The following is a 19,312-nucleotide window of genomic DNA, read 5'->3' on the forward strand; positions in this document are numbered from 1 at the left end:
GTATCTCGATATACGCTGCCAGTTGTGCCGTGTTTATCGCAGCACACCCAATCTCAGCTATCTCAAAATTACCTTTTATCAAATATTAGTAGCTTGCCAACGGCTGATTCTATACCGCACTCTCTAAACCCCTTGCCAAACGATCCTTCGTTTTTTGCTAATTTGCGCCAGCAATTCAACCACCGTTTTAACAGCGGACTACTTTGCTCGCATTGTCATGACAGTATCGCGTGGTTGCCGAAACCCTTCAATGTTGATATTGCTGCTGGTACGGTTTTATCTATCCAAACGGCGACTTATTATGAGTATCCGCTGCGTCAAGCGATCAGAGCTTTTAAGCATCATGAAGACATGACCAAATTGCCGTTATTGTTACATGCTATACGTCAGCTACCACGTCCTCATGGTTGTCATCATGATAATAGCGTGATTGTCGCCATGCCAACAACCGAGCAACGACTGGTCAAGCGTGGCTTCGATCCTGTTAGTATTTTATCCGCGCAATTGTCTAAGCATTGGCAGATACCTTTATGGCATGGTGTAAAGCGTATTGACGACACTGTCAGTCAGCAAGGGCTTACACGTGCTGAGCGCCTGAGTAATCTAGACAATGCTTTTGTTTTAATCGAAAAGCCTCCTGTGAAACGCTTATTATTGTTTGATGATGTTGCGACCACGGGTGCTAGTTTACAAGCATTGGGACGTACACTGCTTACCTCGGCTGAAACAGTCACCATGTCAGATATTCAAACCAATTATAAATACCATCTTTCTGCCTATGCTTTAGCGCATGGAAATCAGTCTTAAAATCTGTTCCTCTCTATTGCTAACTACTAATATGTTGCTAATATGTTGCCTTAACGATATATTATTAAAATAATATATGTTTATTGTTATTAATATTCCAAAATACTGTGCTTATCACTCAATAGCATTGCTTATAAAGATATTTTCTAAATAGCTTGCATAACTGCTATGGCTATTGTTATTTCTATGCAAACTTTTGTTAAATATTATGGAACATAAATTGCATAATTTTGATTGAATAACAATAAAAAGACGGGCAAAAATGATATGACAATATGAATTCATTGTTGATGTTTTTGGTTCAGTATTGGTATTAGACAAACAATAGTTATTATAAAATTGCCGTTATAAATAGGGATTTGATGTGAACGCATCTACAAATAATCTACCACTTACGCTACGAACAACCAACTCAGGATTTACCCTGATTGAACTAATGGTAACGATTGCTGTGCTTGCCATTATTGTCGGTATAGCAGCGCCCAGCATCAGTAATCAGTTGGCTAATCAGCGTGTCAAATCAACCGCCTCAATGTTGGAAAATGCATTAAAAGAGTCTCGTAATGAGAGCATTATTCGTCGCCAAGAAGTGACACTTTCTTATAAGAATAATGGAAATAATATGGGTGATATTACAATAACAGATAATAATTCAAATGTTATTTCAACTTATAAGTATGATGTTAAAAGTAAGATAAAACCTAATAATAATCAGGTTCAGTTCAAACCGAATAAAACAGTTGATTCAGGCAGGTGGATATATACTATCTGCGATGATAATGCAGCTGCTAATTCTAAACAAGTCAATATCACTAAGCTAGGCATTGTGAGTAGCAAGCTTGGAGGATCATGTTAATGAGTCAGTTTAGCCAACAAAAAGGTGTCGGACTAATAGAAGTATTAGTCGCTGTCTTATTGCTATCTGTTGCCGTATTAGGATTTAGTGCATTGCAGATGCGTGCTATAAGTGCAACTGATGAGAGCTTAATACGTACTCAAGCTTTAAGCATCATTCGGGGGCTAGCAGAAAATATGCGTGCCAACTCACAACAAATTGCTACCTATCAAGTTACCATTAATGATGCTTCTAAAACTCGTGAAAGCTGTACAGATTGTTCCGCTGAGCAAATAGCCATTAATGAGTCTAAAGACGCATACGATAAGCTATACAGCTATGGTATTAATGTGAAAATGGTAACTTGTCCTGGAACAGCTAATTTCTCTGAAGTGAAATGTATCATAGCAGCTTGGGGCGACACTACCGCTGCGATGGATGCTACTAATGCAAATGCTTGTGCTGATGCATCTGGTATCTATAAAAGCGGCAGTAACTGTATCATTGTGGAGACGTATTAATGAAACACATAATGATACAAGATATCAAATATCAGCGAGGCTTTACACTTATTGAACTAATGATATCGCTGGTTTTAGGGTTATTGATATCGGCTGCTATCATTCAAGTATTTATTACCAGCCAACGTGTGGATCGTGTACAGAGTGCTGGTTCTGAGATTCAGGATTCAGCAGTATTTGGCATTCAATCTATTGAACAACAATTAAGGCTTGCCAATCTTGGCAATGATGGCGTGCCTCTTAATGATAAAACTGTGATGGGCGGAGTTGTGCTGACGGCAAGCGCAACCAATGCTGATGCAGTAAATGTTGTAACAAGTACTCAATTAGAAGAAGGTTACTTGACGCGCAGTCATGACATGGATTCTGCAGGTGGGATTCATAAATGGGATGGTTCTTTATCTAACACTGGTGAGAAAAGTGATCAGCTTACATTCCAGTATACCAACACAACGGGTCAAATATTGTATGACTGTGAAGGTGAGAAAATTGAGTTAAACGAACGTGTCATTACCCGTTATTTTTTAACCGAAGACAGTGTAAAAACCAACAAAGATAGAAAAAATCTCAATCTCAACTGTGATGCTGGGCGTATAGCAAGTAATGGAGTGCTTACTAACTTTATGGAAGTAGGGCAAACTATTATAAAAAATGTCGATCAATTTAATATTCGTTTAGGTGTCAAACATTCAGTAGTTAATAGTGGTGTAGTAAGTTATAGCTATACTGAAATGAGTGTAAAAGATTACATGAATCTTACGACAGAAAAGCCCTATATTACCAATATCAAAGTCGCATTATTAACCCGCAGTACCTCTAATAGTCCTGATGATAGTGCAAGTGCCTTCAGTATACTTGGCACGACACAGACACTAAAATCAGAAACCAATGCACCAAAATATTTACGCCGTGTTTATGAAACCAATACCCTGTTACGTAATGCTAGAATTGTGAATGTGATTAACAGTGTTAGTTAAGTAAGGTTGATAATCTCTCTGTCCTGTACGTATGAATAAAGGTGAAAATTTGCCATGAATATCAGTCATTCTAATACTTATCCTTCATTAGATTCCAGCCAGCGCGGGGCAGTATTGATTGTGGTTTTACTGTTTTTAATACTGATTATGCTCGTTGGAGTCATAGCGGTACGCAACAGTAATACCGATTTAAAACTTGCAACCAGCGATCAGATAAACACTTTGCTTTTGCAGTCTGCGGACAGTGTCAATAATAAGATTGAAATATCGGTTAATGGTTCTCCAGCCAGTGAGCAATATAAGCAAATTATGGGTATTACAGGGATATTTGGCTACTATATCTTAGAAGATAACAACGATGATATTATCGATTTTTGTTACCGTCCACGTTCTTCTTTTTTCAATATTGATGATGCCGTTATACGTCGTAATACGGGTAAGTTGGTCGACAATACAACAGGTTATTGTGACCCTACCAAAGCTACTGACTATACCAGTAATCGTAATACGACAATGACGCAAGTTATGATAAAGAACGTTAGTGCTACTGCAAATAGTGGTAATTTTGAGCATATGAATCTCGGTACAGATTCTGATGAGAAAACCGCAAAAATGTTTACGTTCGATATTTATTCGACTTCAGTGCTACCTGCGTATGGAAAGGCGAAGGATGAAAGTCAAAGAATGTTTTGCAAAAAATGCTTCAGACCAAACAGATGGTGTGATGAAATGTATGAAAGACAATAATATTCCTAACAAGATGTTGGTAGAGCAAGTTGATTTGGCCAATATTCAAAGTAGTGAGCTATGTGACTACTTTGGTAGTGGGGGTAAAACAGACAGCACTAACCCTTTATGTAGAGATATTTGATAGGGACATATAAGAAAGTAGCGGTTATATAGTTGAATCGCTGCTATAGATCTATAACTGATTTAAAAGCGAGCCTTTCCTAAAAACTGTGTAACTGCTTATAATCCACTAACAGGAGAATAAGCAATGACTAACCAAACTGACATCAAGAAACTGGCTGAGCAAATGGCTGGTAGCATGAACAGCTTCGATGACATCAAAGATTTTCAAAAGCAGCTCATGCAATCCTTTATTGATACTGCCTTAGAAGCTGAGATGGAAGAGCATCTCGGCTACCCCAAGCATGAGAAAGCAGATAAACCAAACAAGCGCAACGGACACTACTAAAAAGACCGTCCGCAGTGATACAGGCGATCTTGAAATCTCTACCCCAAGAGACCGTCATGGCGTTTTTGAACCTACACTCGTGCGCAAGCATCAAACCCGTATTAGTGGCCTTGATGACAAGATCATCTTCCTTTACGCCAAGGGTCAAACCACCACCGAGATTGTAGAGAGCATTAAAGAGCTCTATGATGTCGACATCTCAAGCTCTCTTGTCTCAAGAGTCACTGACAACATATTAGAGGACATCACCGCTTGGCAGAACCGGCCGTTAAGCAGTGTTTATCCTATCGTCTATTTGGACTGCATCGTCGTCAAAGTACGTCAAGACAAGCAGATCATCAACAAAGCCATTTACTTAGCCCTAGGCGTTAACCTTAACGGTAAAAAAGAGCTGCTTGGTATGTGGCTCTCAGAGAATGAGGGCGCTAAGTTCTGGCTTGGCGTTCTCACTGAACTACAAAACCGCGGGGTACAAGACATCCTCATTGCCTGTGTCGATGGTTTAAAGGGTTTCCCTGATGCCATCAATACGGTCTATCCTAAAGCTCAGGTTCAGCTGTGTATCGTACACATGGTGCGCTATTCAATGAAGTTTGTACCGTGGAGGGATAAAAAGGCAGTAGCGGCTGATCTAAAGGCTATCTACGGCGCTGATACGCTTGAGATAGCAGAGGCCAATCTCAAGCACTTTGATGAGACTTGGGGCACAGAGTACCCGCATGTGGTTAAATCTTGGCGCAACAACTGGGAGGGCTTAACGGTGTTCTTTGGCTACCCTAAAGATATCAGAAAAGTCATATATACCACCAACGCTATTGAGTCATTAAATAGTGTGATTCGAACGGCGGTGAATAAGCGTAAAGTATTCCCCTCTGATCAAGCTGCATTCAAAGTGGTGTACTTAGCCACCCAGCAGGCGTCTAAAAAGTGGTCGATGCCAATCCGTAACTGGACGTCTGCTCTGAATCGTTTTATGATTATGTTTGATGACCGTATCAGTAAGCATTTAATCTAAATGGCAGTTACACAGAATCTGGGATGGTCTCTTAAAAGCTATATTTATATCGTCACGTCTATCGTAGCCGTGCTCAGGAGATAACATTATGAAACTCAAACACCTCAATCGTTATCGCGCGCCCAAAGTGACGGCTATCGAATCCGCTGCTCAAAAACATATTAACTCTTGGTGGCGCGTCTCTAGCTTAAGTGCTGCTGTACTCGGCATGATGTGTATGAGCATGTCTCAAGCCGCTGTCAATCAAGATGGCAAAGTAAGCAGTATCGGCGACCTAAGTATTTATCAGCCAGCTTCTGCTGCGCGTACTAACTTGATGATGATGATCGATACTTCAGGCTCGATGGGGATCAGCTCGTTGGTTCTTCCTAAAAACAATAAATATGGAAGCCCTGGTGATGTAGATGTACCATTATGCGATCGTGTTGTAGTAGGTGAATATGATAGGGATAGAAATACTAATAGTATTTTTGAGTGGGCTTATAACCTAAAAGATGCATCAACTAAAGGTCTAACGTCTAAAAAGAAAACGGTTACTATCGGTTCTGAAACGATTGATTATTATGTGCGTGGCTGTACAAAGACATTTGGACAGGGAGCGAGTGCCAAAACGGTTACAGAACTAGATCGGCTATCGCGATTAAAAGACGCATTAATACCATTGTTAGTAAGCGATCAAATTAGTAATAAAGTCTATATGGGTCTTGGACACTTTTCGTCCAAAGCTGAGTATGAGGAAGGAGGTAAGAAAAAAAATATAACCATTGGTACAGCAACCAACGTATTAGTTGATGGTCACTCTGGACGTATACTAGTACCTTCGGCACCTCTGAATATTGAACAACGCAAAAAAATTATTAAGGCATTGGCAGGTTTTAAATCACTTGACACCACCACGAATGAGGACGGTACGCCAAACTCTAACCTTAAACTCTCTAGTAATAGCTATCCAAACGTTACCAAATCTTCAAGTGGTACACCTACTGCCCACGCTTATGCAGAAGCCGGCGCTTATATGATGGGTACGGGTACTGGGGTGGATAGTAATACTGTCAAAACTGTAGGTGTTATTTATGACGGTTATATGGTTAAGCAAAAGGTGGTGATGACAAGCAGATCTACTTTGTCTGCGTTGAGCTAGGTCAAGATAAAACGTCAGCGATTGGAGCAGTCGTTGAGCAGTGTGTAAATAACTGGCCAGGACGCGATGGTAATAATATCGCAAAAAATACTGTTACTAATGGGATTTACTATCCGAATCCCGATGTTGCAGGAGCATGGGTAAAAATCGCTAGCCAAGCTGATTTTAAAACGAAGATAAAAAGTTTAACTGGTAAAGATATCTCTATAAACAATCTCTGGGATACTTATGAAGCTCTACCTGTTGGTTGGCGCTATGGCGGGTGGTTAAAAGTAGATCAAGAACCACTTGATATCGAACCTATCGTCGGTACTGTATGGGGTTATGGCGAAAGTATAAGAGGTCTAGTATCTTATCGAACCAGTCCATTTTCCCTAAGCCCTGGTACAGAAAACCTAGTAGGTGGTCTGAGATATTCAGCAGCAGACACTAAAAATGCTAATGGTACTGCTTATATTAAAGGCAGTAGTACAGAGTCCTGTGACAGTAATGGCATCTACTTCTTAACCGATGGCGCGCCAAACTCGACCAAGCCTGGTATGGCAAGTAGGATTATGAACAAATCATTATCAACCGATTTGTATAAAATTAATGGTGTGCCGTCTGGATTAGTGTCACCAAAATTGCAATCTAATCTATTTGCTGGTGAAACAGGTGGCTGGGAATATATCGGTGAATATGCCAAAAAACTGTATGACAAAACCAAGAATCCATCTGGAGCAAGTATTAGGACAGCAGTAGCAGGATTTGGTTCATCATTTGCTGGTATCCCTAAAAAATCCGACGGTACTTATAATTGTGACGCAACAACTAATATAGATGCAAAAAATGCTTGTAAATGGGGCGGCCCTGACTATGGCAATGGCGGCTTCTTTTACGCAGAAACCTCACTTGATATTGCTAATAGTGTGCAGAAATTTATCACGGATTTAAATCAAACTATTAATACCACACCAGCTGGTACGATTACTGTCCCAGATGACCCTTATCAAACCAGTACGACGTTGCCCTATGCCTATCTGCCTATGTTAGAGCCTAAAGTAGGAGATACGTTTAAAGTATGGCCAGGCAACCTTAAAAAGTATGAAACTAAAAACGGTACATTGTATGGTCAGGGCAACAGACGACTGTATAGTGATGCAGGTGGGACGCTAAATGATGCCGCAGCTGATCTATGGGCCCAGTCACCTATAAGTGCAGCAGGTAATTCTGCTGTAAATAGTGGGGGTTTTTATGCTCGCTTAGTAGCTCCAGACTTTAGTTCCCCTGCTAGCACACGCAATGTATTTTTCGAAAACTATAAAGGAATTGATAATACAAAAATTCCTGAGGGTGTGGTAAAAATTGGCGTTGGTGACAATGGAGTGCCGACCGGTTTTCCTCAGATAAATGACGGCGTGTATAGTTCTGGAGGCAAAACGCTTCTACAATCCAAGCGTATCATGCTTAACTTCTTAGGCTACAACGTTGATTACTTAACTGACTATAGAGATAAAGACGACCCTACTAAGCCGTTATATATTGATAAAATGAATATGAAGGAAGCAATATACTTCCCAACTCAACCAGTTCGTCAAGTTGGCGGTGTGGTGCACTCAAAGCCTGCATTGGTCTCTTATAGTGCCGAAGTGAATGAGTCAGGTAACATCACTGCAAATAACCGAGAAGATTATTTATTATTTGGCTCGATGGATGGTGCCTTGCATTTAGTAGATGCCAATACAGGCGAAGAAGAATGGGCACTGGTATTACATGAGATGTTCCGTAAACAACCAGAAGCTTTAGTAAAAGAAGCGATGGGCGATTTAAGCTTTGGGATTGATGCTCCATGGTTAGTCAGTGCCAAATATCGTTATAGCAGTACAACATCAGGCGATCAAAAAACTCGCAAAGTTTCCTTATATAAACCTGATAGCAGTAATGTAAATGACGTCACCAATACGAGCAATTTCTTGTCAATGGCGGCTTATGGTGGTTTCCGAATGGGCGGAGAAGGATTATATGCTCTAGACTTAGCTGACAAAAATACGCCAAAAATACTATTTAGTATTACGCCAGATATTACTAGTACAACAGCAAAACTGCATAGAAATGACACTGGTACTCAGGTCACTGTTAATAACAATGATTATAATAATGTTGGGCAGATCTGGAATACAGTCACCACGGCTCGAGTAAATGAAGGCGCTAGTGACACTAAATACAAAGACGTTATTGTATTTGGTGGGGGGTTATGACATGCAGTACGAAGATCCACAATTCGTACCAACGACGGCAGCCAAAGGCAGTTCTATCTATGTGACCGATGCAAAAACAGGCGAGAAGCTGTGGTCGTGGGACAATCCGTACAATCACAGTATCGTCGCTGGCGTTACGCCACTAGATCGCAATAATGATGGTTTATTTGACCATTTATACTTTGCCGATTTAGGTGGCAACGTCTTCCGTGCTGACTTCGTTAACGAAAAGAAAAAAGCGTTTAAAGAAGTACGCGTGGTTCGAGTGCTTAATGCTTCCGAAAATGTCACTGCATTACCATATCGCTTCTATGCTCGTCCAGTAGTGAGCTTTTATAGAGATAAGCAAAGCAAGATATTTGCCCTTGTCAATATTGCTTCTGGCGATCGCAGTTCACCATTAGCTAAGCGCCGCGATGTAACTAGTAGTGATAAAAGCAAAGCCAATCGTTTATATGGGATTATTGATACTGATGTAACTCGTAATGATCTTTTAGAAAGTAGTGCTACCTCAACACTCACTATCAAAGAATTAAACGAAAAAGATGATTTGATAGAGTTAGGCGGTAGTCACCTGTCTGAAAACACCAAAACGGCAAAAGCAGCAATGGTCGAAGAGCTTTCAGTGATAGATAGCTCAGAAGACAAAAGAGGTTGGTATTATCCGCTAACGCGTTTTGCAGGATTTGAAAACGTCTCACATGTAAAAGCCATGGGCGACTATCGTGTCATGAACAATTATTTATTTATGTCCGTATATGACCCTAACATGTCTTATGGCAACAATAGTATTTGTGAGGCACAAACGCTTGGTGGCTCAGAGCAACAAATGTATTGCCTGCCTTATGGCGTCTGTATGGATAACAGCTCTAAAACCGGTACAGGCGGCTTTACACCAGCAGGTAAAGGTATTCAAGAGCTGACACTTGGTGCGGTGAATGCTAATAACTTAGACACGACCGTGCTCATAGGTACGCAAAGCTTGACAGATCGTGCTAATGATCTTATTGATTATGGTGATGATAGTAAAAAAGGTAAGGGTCCCAAAGAGCCACCAGTAGGCGGCTATGTAGATGGTAATGACCCGTATGCTGGTATCACAAAAGACAAAGGCGATGGTTCTATGGCAAGCATATTATTCAAAGAGCGTTATGTGCTAAAACCAACGCAATGGTATGAGAGTAACTAATGCTTAATCATACTGATAAGAGACTTAGTGGCAAGAGCAGCGGTTTTACGCTCATTGAACTGATGGTTGTCGTTATGATTATCGCGATTCTTGCGGCAGTGGCGATACCGAGCTATCGACAGTATGTCATTAGAAATGCTGAAAATGATGTACAGGCAAAGATGCTACAACTAGAGCTACAGCTCGAGCGTTGGCGCTCATCCGCGTTGACTTATAAAGGCTTCCAACCGCAAGTTGTTGATAGTAGTAATAACGTAAGCTATGGTTATGATGCTAACAATACGACTATCTATGTACCACAAGGCAGTGATGCCACCAACTATCGTTATCAAATTACCCTTGTTGATGGTGCGACACCGACCAAGTCACTCATCAGTGCAGGACTCGATAACAGCACGGGTCGGACGTGGAAGATGCTTGCTGTCCCTAATAGTACGGGTACTTTCAAGAGTGCGAACAACATGCTGATGACCAGCTCAGGTTTGCGCTGTAAAAATACCACTACACTTGCGGTTACAGCGACCTCTTGTGGTACAGGTCAGGAGAACTGGTAATGATGGCAATAATAAATCAGAAGTTGGATAATTTAGTAATGTCGCAACGAGGCTTTACGCTCATTGAGATGATGATTGTCGTTGCTATTATCGCCTTGCTTGCATCTATCGCGTATCCAAGTTATCAGAGCTACATTATTAAGTCTAAACGTGCTGATATGATGAGCGAGATGCACAATATCGCTTCAGAAATAGAAAGTCGTAAGCTAGCGCAGGGTAATTATAGCAATGCTTTAATTACTGGTCTTGGCGGCGACTATCCTAAACAAGGTATCGCTCTCTATACGCTTGCTTTTACACCTGATCCTCTGACTTCTGAATGGACAATGACTGCCACCCCGAAAACTGGCACCCAAATGGCTGGCGATGGTGCACTCAGTCTTAACTATCAGAATATCAAATGTCGAGCAGCCGTTTGTGGCTCAGATAATAGCTGGAACGAGTAAAGAGAACCTATAAGTTAAATGTCGCTGACAAAAATTGTCATTACTGGTTACGTATTACTGTTACAGAGTGTGTGAATTGACAATTTTCAGTAGGCTAAGCGTAACATTTAGTGTAAGTTGTGAGAAAGAAGACAGCCATTAGCCGTAAACAACGCCTTTAGAAGGCATCTAATAGGCTAATGAAGGTAAAGACACACTACAAGTGATATTGGCACGTTATATGCAACATTTATAATAAGAGAAACAAACATATCATATCCCTAAAGATAAAATGCAACAGTATCAACAACAGCCTTTTATCTTTATATACCCAAAAGGAGTTCTTATGAACGCTCAAAAAGGTTTTACCTTAATCGAACTAATGATCGTTATCGCTATTATCGGTATCCTAGCTGCGATCGCTATTCCTGCATATCAAACTTATACTAAAAAAGCTCGTTTTGCTGAAGTAGTTTTAGCGACATCGTCAGTTAAAAGTGCTATTGATGTCTGTTATCAAACAAAAGGTGCAGATTTAACAAAGTGTGATACTGATGCTGAAGCTGGTGTGGATTTAACTGGTGCAGCTGCAGGAACATATGTAAAAAGCGTAGCTTTCGCAGGCGCTCCCACTGCTACTCCAACTACAATTGTAATTACTGGTACTGGTGAGGAAGCTGTAAGCAAAAATGCAACAACTCCAGCAACTTACATATTGACTGGTACTCCAGCAAATGGAACACTTACTTGGGCACAAAGTGGATCATGTGTTGAACAAGGTGTATGTTAAAAGCAATATAACAGTTTAGTAGATTCTTTTATTAAACTGATATTATAGAGTTTCTAAATAGGCTTATTATCTGACATAGATAGTAGGCCTATTTTTTATTACAAGGGATTTTTTATGCCTAAAGAACTGGGTTTTACTTTAATAGAATTGATGATTGTAATAGCAGTTATTGGTATTTTAGCAGCCATCGCTATCCCTTCCTATCAATCCTATACTAAAAAGGCGAAATTTACTGAGGTAATTTTAGCCGCTATAACTGTTAGACATAATATAGATAGTTGTTTTCAAGGACATGGTAATTATCAGCTCAATAATTGCGATACTATTTCGAAGGTTAGTATTGAGGCGTCAGGGTTGACATCAGCTAATCACGTAAAGGCGATTACTATAGAGAGTAATACGGCTAAAGTTACGGTGACAGGAGAAAGTAGCGTCGATGAGAAAACTTATACGCTGCTGCCAACAGTAGTCAACGATAATTTAACTTGGGAAGTGAGCGGAACTTGTTTTGCTGCTGGGTTATGCTAAGGAAATTTTATAATGGCTATTTCCATAATTGTAAATAAAAACCACCTAATGGCATCGGCTATTAAGTGGTTTTTTATTGTTTCGATATTGAGCGGTTGTTAAGTCTTAGCTACTTCTCTAAATACTGAATCTTGCCTTCTACGCCATCCCACTTCGCTGCTTCTGGCATTTGCTCTTTCATCTCAGTAATGTTTGGCCATTTTTGCGCCAGCTCTTCGTTTAGCTGAGTGAACATCTCTTGCCCTTTTGGCACTTCATCTTCTGAGAAGATGGCATTGGCAGGGCATTCAGGCTCGCATAGTGCGCAGTCGATGCACTCGTCAGGATCGATGACGAGGAAGTTCGGGCCTTCATAAAAGCAGTCCACAGGACAGACTTCCACACAGTCGGTGTATTTGCAAAGAATGCAGTTATCTGTAACGACAAAGGTCATAGTGAGGTCTACCTGTTATTGGATTGGCTGATATAGTTCATCCCTTTTAAAAGAGTTACTGTGCTCACCGCGCTTGAAGTATTATCGATACATCTGCACTTGGTTGCCATGATTTTCTTTTAAAGTGAATCAACGATAAGGGCTACATAGAATAGTTGGAAAATAAGGCACATTTTAACGCCTTTACGGCTAATTGACAATTCCCTTTAATGACTAATGATTTTCTTCAAATGATAGAGTAAATCATGCGCTTGCTTTGGCGTTAAGGTATCAGGATCAATCGCGCTAAGTTCATCCTGTAAGCTAAACAGCTGATTTTGTTGTGGAATATCAGCCATTATTTGAGATTGATTGGTGGTTTTTATATCAGCTCTCTCTATTTCATGACCATTCATATGATCGCATTTATCATTTACTGACTTAGCTAATTCATTTTTGTCATCAACGGTTCTTACGCTTTCTGCCTCAATAGGGTCTAATTTTAAGTTATCTGCTAAGTAGCGCTTGGCATCATCCAGTACTTGGGTAGGAATCCCTGCCATTTTTGCCACATGCAGACCAAAGCTAGAACTTGCTGCACCATCTTTGATTTGATGCAGTAGTAACAGTTGACCGTCGATTTCGCTAGCAGCGACATGGACGTTGCGGATAAGTTTGTCATTGCTGCCACTGCTTTCTTTATAGTTTTCCGCCAATTTTGTCAGCTCAAAGTAGTGAGTGGCAAATAATGTCAGGCAGCCAATCTCTAGCAATCGATTAACGCAAGCATGAGCAATGGCCAAACCGTCAGTGGTCGCTGTGCCGCGTCCGACTTCATCCATCAGCACCAACGATTTGTTGGTCGCTTGATTGAGAATATTAGCCGTTTCAATCATTTCTACCATAAAGGTGGATTTGCCGCCCGCCAAATCATCAGCTGAGCCAATACGGGTAAAGATACGGTCGATATCGCCGATATGAGCACGCGCTGCTGGCACAAAGCTGCCACAATGCGCGAGTAGAACAATCAGCGCGGTTTGGCGCATATAGGTTGATTTACCACCCATATTAGGACCAGTAATCATCAACAGTCTTTCATGATTTTTATGACTGCCTAATGCACAATCATTAGCGACAAAATGGCTGCTATGCTTGGCAGGAGTATTGCCGTGAGTATGAATAGGGTTTAGCGCGGCTTCGACGACGACATGACGACCTGCTTTAATATCAATACTGGTTTGACTTTTATGGTTCAAGCCATTTTTTAAGTGACTGTTTTTTAAGCCACTATCTTCTTTTGAGTCGTTACTCATTACTGGACGCTGCCAGTTATAAATAGTTGCAAGCTGTGCCCAATTACTGAGCACATCTATTTGCGCAACCACAGCGCTCAGTTGTTGCAGTTCGGCTAAATGGCTACTAAGTTCAGTTAAGAGTTCGTGATACAGCTGCTTTTCACGGGTTAATGCTAAGCTTTGCGCGCTTAGATATTCTGTCTCAACTTCTTTTAGCTCGTCAGTGATAAATCGCTCGCTACTTTTGAGCGTTTGCCGACGGATAAAATGCGCTGGTGCATTTTTTGCCTGCATTTTAGGCAATTCAAAATAAAAGCCGCTAACCTTGTTAAAGCCTACTTTTAGACTGGATAACTGGCTCTCTTGACGCGCGCGTTCTACCATCTCATCCAATGTCACTTGGATATTGTCATGCAGATGAGTCAGGCGATCAAACTCAGCATCAAAACCTGCGGCAAGCATGCCGCCATCACGAATATGGGCAGGTGGTTCTGCAATAATGGCTCGCTCAATCAGCTCAGCGACGGACTGTATGGCAGGTAACTGCGCAGGCAATTGTTGCATTAGCATCGGCAACAGTCCTGCTTGCTCATGGCGAATACCTGCATTCGTCAGTAGCATCGTAAGCTGGGCGCTACTAGCAATACCGTCAGCAAGTTTACGCAGGTCACGCGGCTTAGCACTCATTAGCCCAATACGGCTACTAATACGTTCCATATCACCGATAGCGTTTAAGGTTTCGCGTAAGCTGGTAACTAATGAGATATTTCCCGAGCTTTGCTCAGACTGTTTATCAGTATTTAACAAACTGGTTATAGCATCTAAGCGCAAATTGATACGCGCATGCTGACGTAGTGGGCGTTTCATTTGCTGCACCAGTAAGCGTCGACCCATCGGCGTTTGACAATGATTAAGGACAGATATTAATGACGTACCATTACTGCTAACGGGGGTAAATAGCTCAAGATTTTGCTGACTGTTGGCATCAATAATTAAATAATCGTCACTGTACTCAACGATAAGTTGATTGAGCTGTGGCACATGACGCTGCTGAGTTTGCCGAGCATAATGTATGAGCGCTGCACAGCTAGATTGGGCAAGAAGTGCGTCATTGATTCCTAGTCCATCGAGGCGTTGCACGTCAAACTGCTGGCAAAGAGTTGCGCTGGCATGCTCACGGTGGAAGTCATTTGCCGCCACTTCGATAATCGGACAGTCGAGATGTTGACGTAGCCACAGCAGCCAATCTTCGCCGATACGGTCGTTAAGTACTTCGCTAATGATACATTCACTGGGCGCAAAGCGTGCCAACACCGTCAGCATTTGCGTTTGCAAATTTTTGACATCATCAGGGCTGTTATTATAGCTGGAACTAAGCGTTTGCGTCGTTAGTGTTCCAGCGGCTAAATCCATTTGGCTAATGGCAGCTTGCACAGGTTGTTTGCTGTTCGATTTAGGTATCTCGATATCAATGGCGACCACAGTTGGCGTATGATTGGGCGCAATTAAAGCATCATCAGTAATTGTCCCTGCGGTCAGGGTTTTAACCACCTCACGGCGCATAATACTGCCAGCAGCAGATTTGCTTTTATCTTTTTTCTGCTTATCGCCCATCGTCGGAGCATTGGAAGGATTATTCGTGTTGTCAGTGCCAGTGGCTGATTCGTCAATTTGCTCACACACAACGACGGTTTGCCCAGCAGCTATCAACCTTGCCATGTAGCTATCGGCCGCATGAAAAGGCACACCTGCCATGGCAATGGTATTGCCCGCTTTATCCGTACCACGGCGAGTCAAGGTGATGTCTAATATTTGTGCCGCGCGCTTGGCATCATCAAAAAATAACTCATAAAAATCACCCATGCGGTACAGCAGTAACGCTTGTGGATAGTTGGCTTTCATGGTTAGATATTGCACCATCATCGGCGTATGATCTGCCAAGTGATAAACGGTATCGCCTACCATCAACTGATCGGAGGTCAAAGGTGTCGCGGTCTGTTGTTTTGATATTGCGTACTTCGACGGAGTAGGTTTGGCGGCGTTAAGGTTTTGAGCGGATGGCTTAGAGGTCATGCAGAGTCTCTTATAATGCTTAAATGGGTTTTTTAGTCAGCTGGCGTTAAATGGACGACGGTATATACAGATCAGCGTAAAAAAAAAATGAGAAAACACTCGCTTATGAGTGGTTGATTTGCAAGATTCTGGTTGATTTTTACCAAAATAGCTTTATTAAAGAATCATCATAGCGCGCAAATTTAGCAGTCAAAAAACTAAGAATTGTGAAAGTGTAAGTACTATTTTAGCACGTCCTGCCGCGCTTTTACGTCGGCAAATATCTACTCGCTGCCCTTGTATCCATCGGCGTCATAACCATATATAATGACGTCACACTTAATTGGGCGATACTTCATTAGGCGACACTTCATTAGGCAGTACCTTATTAATCAGTGCTTTGTTAAGAGGTGCTTTGTTAACAAAAGGTACTTAGTCAGGTGATGATTGTAATGACAAGGCGGCAGCGGGCGAAGCTTTGGCTAATGCGCACTAATTATCGAATATTTCCATAGGTCAAAAAATTATGTTATCAAAGATTATAGGCAGTGTGGTTGGCACTAAAAATGACCGCGAATTAAAGCGCATGCGCAAAGTGGTCAGCAAAATCAACGCACAAGAGGCTGCGGTACAAGCCCTGTCTGATGAGCAATTACAACAAAAAACCGAAGAGTTTAAAGCACGACACCAACAAGGTGAAAGCTTAGATGCACTACTACCAGAAGCGTTTGCCGTCTGCCGTGAAGCGTCATTACGCGTCAATGGTATGCGTCATTATGATGTGCAGCTGATCGGTGGTATCACCTTGCACGAAGGCAAAATCGCTGAGATGAAAACGGGCGAAGGTAAAACCCTAATGGGTACTTTGGCGATGTACCTCAATGCCATCAGTGGTAAAGGTGTGCATCTGGTTACGGTCAACGATTATTTGGCGGCACGTGATGCTGAATTGAACCGTCCATTATTTGGCTTTTTGGGCATGACCGTCGGTGTCATTTATTCACAACAACCACCGCAAGAAAAAATCGACGCTTATCAAGCGGATATTACTTACGGTACCAATAACGAATATGGCTTTGATTATCTGCGCGATAACATGGTCTTTAGTTTAAAAGAGAAAAAGCAGCGTCCATTAAACTTCTGTATTATCGATGAAATTGACTCTATTTTAATCGATGAGGCTCGTACCCCGCTGATTATCTCAGGTCAAGCCGAAGATTCTTCACGTATGTACGCGCTGATTAATACCATTATCCCGGTGCTGATTCGCTCAAAAGATGAAGAAGCCAATAAGAATAATGAAGAAGAATTTTTGGATTGATGAAAAAATCGTCAAATCGAAATCAGTGAAAAAGGCTATGAAAAAATTGAGCGCTTCTTAATCGAAGTCGGTGAGTTGGGTGAAAATGAAAGTTTATACAGCCCCAAGCCATTTGCCATTATTGGCTCACGTACAAGCTGCCATTCGCGCCCATCATGTATTTGTTAAAAACGTTCATTACATCGTCGATGATGGTGAAGTGGTTATCGTTGATGAAAACACGGGTCGTACCATGCCAGGTCGCCGTTGGTCAGAAGGTCTGCATCAAGCGGTAGAAGCCAAAGAAAACGTCGAAATTCAAGCAGAAAACCAAACGCTTGCGACCACGACGTTCCAGAACTACTTCCGTTTGTATGAAAAATTATCAGGTATGACAGGTACCGCTGATACCGAAGCAGCAGAATTTAAATCAACTTATGACTTAGATGTCATCGTGATTCCAACGCACGAGCCGATTGCTCGTATCGATATGGATGATCAGATTTTCTTAACCAAGTTAGGAAAATACAAAGGTATCATTCGCGAAATCAAAGAGATTCAAGCCAAAGGTGCCCCAGTCTTGGTTGGTACGGCGACGATTGAAGCCAGTGAAGAGTTGTCTTATTTGCTCGATCAAGAGGGCGTCAAGCATAACGTCCTAAACGCCAAACAACACGAGCGTGAAGCCGAAATCATCGCGCAGGCGGGTAGTCCAAAGGCTGTGACGATTGCGACCAACATGGCAGGTCGTGGTACCGATATTATCCTTGGTGGTAACTGGCAATCGTTTATTGAAGATATCGATTCGGTCAGTCCTGAAGAAATGGCACGCCTAAAAGCAGAGTGGCAAGTCAAACATGACCAAGTGGTCGCGGCTGGCGGTTTGCATATCATTGGTTCTGAGCGCCATGAGTCACGTCGTATCGATAACCAGTTACGTGGTCGTGCCGGTCGTCAAGGCGATCCTGGGATGTCGCGTTTCTTTTTATCGCTCGAAGATGACTTGATGCGTATCTTTGCTGGTGATCGCGTCGTAAATATGATGCGTGCCATGGGTCTTAAAGAAGATGAAGCCATTGAGCATAAGATGGTCTCAAAATCGATTGAAAATGCCCAAGGTAAAGTAGAAAGCCGTGATTTTGATGCGCGTAAAAATCTGTTGAAATATGATGACGTCGCCAATGAGCAGCGTAAAGTGATCTATGGTCAGCGTGATGACTTGCTAGCAGAGATGGACTTGCTTGAAGCCATTGAGATTATGCACGAAGAAGTTTATAACGCCATGATTAACCAGTTTATTCCACCAGGTTCTATCGATGACCAATGGAATATTGATGGCTTAGAAGACGAGCTTGAAAATGAATTTAAGATTGCGATGCCGATCAATGATTGGCTCGATGAAGATCGTCGCTTAGATGAAGAAGGGTTGCGTGCCAAAATCATCCAAACGGCTATCGATCGCTATCATAGCCGCCGTGAGCAGATGGGCGAAAAAGATGCTGCCCAGCTTGAGCGTCACTTTATGCTGCAAAGTTTAGACAAGCACTGGAAAGAGCATTTGACCCAAATGGATCAGCTGCGTAAAGGCATTCATCTGCGTGGTTATGCACAGAAAAACCCTGAGCAAGAATATAAGCGTGAATCATTTGAGCTGTTCCAAATGATGCTTGGCGCAATTAAATCTGAGACCGTTCAAGATTTATCACGTGTCCATATTCCGACCAAAGAAGAGCTAGAAGCGCTGGAAATACAGCGTGAGAATGCTGCTCATATGCAAATGCAGTTCGAGCATAGTGATATTGATAATATGGATAGCGGTGCTGAAAAAGCCGCCGCGCAAAATCGCAATCTTGCTGGTAGTGCGGTCGCAGGTGCTATGGTAGGTAGCGGTAGTAATGCCAATGAGGCAGACCCATACGCTGGTATGAATATCGTAACGCCCCATGCCCTTGTGGTTCAGGTCTTAAGTACAAGCAATGTCATGGTAAAATATAGCATTCATAAGCGAATATTGATAATAAACAGCTAAGCATTGC

Annotated in this window: 15 protein-coding genes and 2 pseudogenes; 15 read left to right on the forward strand and 2 right to left on the reverse strand. The window is 41.8% G+C overall.

Annotation, left to right across the window (positions count from 1 at the left end; genetic code table 11):
• The first annotated feature begins 24 nt into the window (after nt 1-24).
• From G7Y90_RS05530 to G7Y90_RS17750, 14 genes and pseudogenes are all read left to right on the forward strand, one after another.
• Nucleotides 25-807: a ComF family protein gene (locus tag G7Y90_RS05530; RefSeq protein WP_250163615.1), complete on the forward strand. Its 783-nt coding sequence runs from the start codon at nt 25-27 to the stop codon at nt 805-807.
• Between the two features lie 364 nt (nt 808-1,171).
• Entirely contained in the window at nt 1,172-1,663 is a 492-nt protein-coding gene (locus tag G7Y90_RS05535; RefSeq protein ID WP_250163616.1) for a GspH/FimT family pseudopilin, read from the forward strand.
• Nucleotides 1,663-2,163: a type IV pilus modification protein PilV gene (gene pilV, locus G7Y90_RS05540; RefSeq protein ID WP_087814583.1), complete on the forward strand. Its 501-nt coding sequence runs from the start codon at nt 1,663-1,665 to the stop codon at nt 2,161-2,163. The genes G7Y90_RS05535 and pilV overlap by 1 nt, the downstream gene beginning before the upstream one ends.
• Before the next feature lie 11 nt (nt 2,164-2,174).
• Nucleotides 2,175-3,140 carry a prepilin-type N-terminal cleavage/methylation domain-containing protein gene (locus tag G7Y90_RS05545; protein WP_250163617.1) on the forward strand — a complete coding sequence of 322 codons (966 nt, stop codon included), beginning with the start codon at nt 2,175-2,177 and terminating at the stop codon, nt 3,138-3,140.
• Between the two features lie 54 nt (nt 3,141-3,194).
• Nucleotides 3,195-3,887, forward strand: a complete 693-nt coding sequence (locus tag G7Y90_RS05550) for a PilX N-terminal domain-containing pilus assembly protein (RefSeq protein ID WP_250163618.1) — start codon at nt 3,195-3,197, stop codon at nt 3,885-3,887.
• Nucleotides 3,874-4,011 (forward strand): hypothetical protein, encoded by a 138-nt coding sequence (locus tag G7Y90_RS05555; protein ID WP_250163619.1) that lies wholly within the window; start codon nt 3,874-3,876, stop codon nt 4,009-4,011. Before G7Y90_RS05550 ends, G7Y90_RS05555 begins: the two co-directional genes overlap by 14 nt.
• A gap of 126 nt (nt 4,012-4,137) precedes the next feature.
• A pseudogene (locus tag G7Y90_RS05560) lies at nt 4,138-5,353 on the forward strand (IS256 family transposase).
• Between the two features lie 88 nt (nt 5,354-5,441).
• On the forward strand, nt 5,442-6,494 hold the full coding sequence (locus G7Y90_RS05565) for a hypothetical protein (RefSeq protein WP_250163620.1): 1,053 nt from the start codon (nt 5,442-5,444) through the stop codon (nt 6,492-6,494).
• A gap of 554 nt (nt 6,495-7,048) precedes the next feature.
• Nucleotides 7,049-8,731, forward strand: coding sequence for a pilus assembly protein (locus tag G7Y90_RS05570; RefSeq protein ID WP_250163621.1), 1,683 nt, complete (start codon nt 7,049-7,051; stop codon nt 8,729-8,731).
• Nucleotides 8,685-9,920 (forward strand): pilus assembly protein, encoded by a 1,236-nt coding sequence (locus tag G7Y90_RS05575; RefSeq protein WP_250163622.1) that lies wholly within the window; start codon nt 8,685-8,687, stop codon nt 9,918-9,920. The genes G7Y90_RS05570 and G7Y90_RS05575 overlap by 47 nt, the downstream gene beginning before the upstream one ends.
• Entirely contained in the window at nt 9,920-10,474 is a 555-nt protein-coding gene (locus tag G7Y90_RS05585; RefSeq protein WP_284143836.1) for a type IV pilin protein, read from the forward strand. The genes G7Y90_RS05575 and G7Y90_RS05585 overlap by 1 nt, the downstream gene beginning before the upstream one ends.
• Nucleotides 10,474-10,920 (forward strand): type IV pilin protein, encoded by a 447-nt coding sequence (locus tag G7Y90_RS05590; RefSeq protein WP_250163623.1) that lies wholly within the window; start codon nt 10,474-10,476, stop codon nt 10,918-10,920. Before G7Y90_RS05585 ends, G7Y90_RS05590 begins: the two co-directional genes overlap by 1 nt.
• A 325-nt stretch (nt 10,921-11,245) precedes the next feature.
• Nucleotides 11,246-11,689, forward strand: coding sequence for a pilin (locus G7Y90_RS05595; protein WP_250163624.1), 444 nt, complete (start codon nt 11,246-11,248; stop codon nt 11,687-11,689).
• A 114-nt stretch (nt 11,690-11,803) separates the two neighbouring features.
• A complete protein-coding gene (locus tag G7Y90_RS17750) occupies nt 11,804-12,217 on the forward strand; it encodes a pilin (protein WP_284143837.1) in 414 nt (137 codons plus the stop codon).
• Nucleotides 12,218-12,326: 109 nt separating this feature from the next.
• On the opposite strand, the gene fdxA is transcribed toward G7Y90_RS17750, so the two are convergent.
• Both fdxA and mutS read right to left on the reverse strand, forming a co-directional pair.
• Entirely contained in the window at nt 12,327-12,650 is a 324-nt protein-coding gene (fdxA, locus tag G7Y90_RS05605; RefSeq protein WP_011279554.1) for a ferredoxin FdxA, read from the reverse strand.
• A 206-nt stretch (nt 12,651-12,856) separates the two neighbouring features.
• Nucleotides 12,857-15,997 carry a DNA mismatch repair protein MutS gene (gene mutS / locus G7Y90_RS05610; protein ID WP_250163625.1) on the reverse strand — a complete coding sequence of 1,047 codons (3,141 nt, stop codon included), beginning with the start codon at nt 15,995-15,997 and terminating at the stop codon, nt 12,857-12,859.
• Nucleotides 15,998-16,502: 505 nt separating this feature from the next.
• Between mutS and secA the strand changes: the two are divergent.
• Nucleotides 16,503-19,271, forward strand: a pseudogene (secA, locus tag G7Y90_RS05615) (preprotein translocase subunit SecA).
• Nucleotides 19,272-19,312 lie beyond the last annotated feature (41 nt).

It is taken from the genome of Psychrobacter sp. WY6 (genome assembly GCF_018448495.1).
Lineage (GTDB): Bacteria > Pseudomonadota > Gammaproteobacteria > Pseudomonadales > Moraxellaceae > Psychrobacter.

Excerpts from the sequence above, each read along its gene's own strand:
- fdxA (WP_011279554.1), bottom strand. The coding sequence starts at position 12,650 with ATGACCTTTGTCGTTACAGATAACTGCATTCTTTGCAAATACACCGAC.
- G7Y90_RS05590 (WP_250163623.1), top strand. The coding sequence starts at position 10,474 with ATGATGGCAATAATAAATCAGAAGTTGGATAATTTAGTAATGTCGCAA.
- G7Y90_RS05585 (WP_284143836.1), top strand. The coding sequence starts at position 9,920 with ATGCTTAATCATACTGATAAGAGACTTAGTGGCAAGAGCAGCGGTTTT.
- G7Y90_RS05555 (WP_250163619.1), top strand. The coding sequence starts at position 3,874 with ATGAAAGACAATAATATTCCTAACAAGATGTTGGTAGAGCAAGTTGAT.
- pilV (WP_087814583.1), top strand. The coding sequence starts at position 1,663 with ATGAGTCAGTTTAGCCAACAAAAAGGTGTCGGACTAATAGAAGTATTA.
- G7Y90_RS05550 (WP_250163618.1), top strand. The coding sequence starts at position 3,195 with ATGAATATCAGTCATTCTAATACTTATCCTTCATTAGATTCCAGCCAG.
- G7Y90_RS05545 (WP_250163617.1), top strand. The coding sequence starts at position 2,175 with ATGATACAAGATATCAAATATCAGCGAGGCTTTACACTTATTGAACTA.
- G7Y90_RS05565 (WP_250163620.1), top strand. The coding sequence starts at position 5,442 with ATGAAACTCAAACACCTCAATCGTTATCGCGCGCCCAAAGTGACGGCT.
- G7Y90_RS17750 (WP_284143837.1), top strand. The coding sequence starts at position 11,804 with ATGCCTAAAGAACTGGGTTTTACTTTAATAGAATTGATGATTGTAATA.
- G7Y90_RS05595 (WP_250163624.1), top strand. The coding sequence starts at position 11,246 with ATGAACGCTCAAAAAGGTTTTACCTTAATCGAACTAATGATCGTTATC.
- G7Y90_RS05570 (WP_250163621.1), top strand. The coding sequence starts at position 7,049 with ATGAACAAATCATTATCAACCGATTTGTATAAAATTAATGGTGTGCCG.
- mutS (WP_250163625.1), bottom strand. The coding sequence starts at position 15,997 with ATGACCTCTAAGCCATCCGCTCAAAACCTTAACGCCGCCAAACCTACT.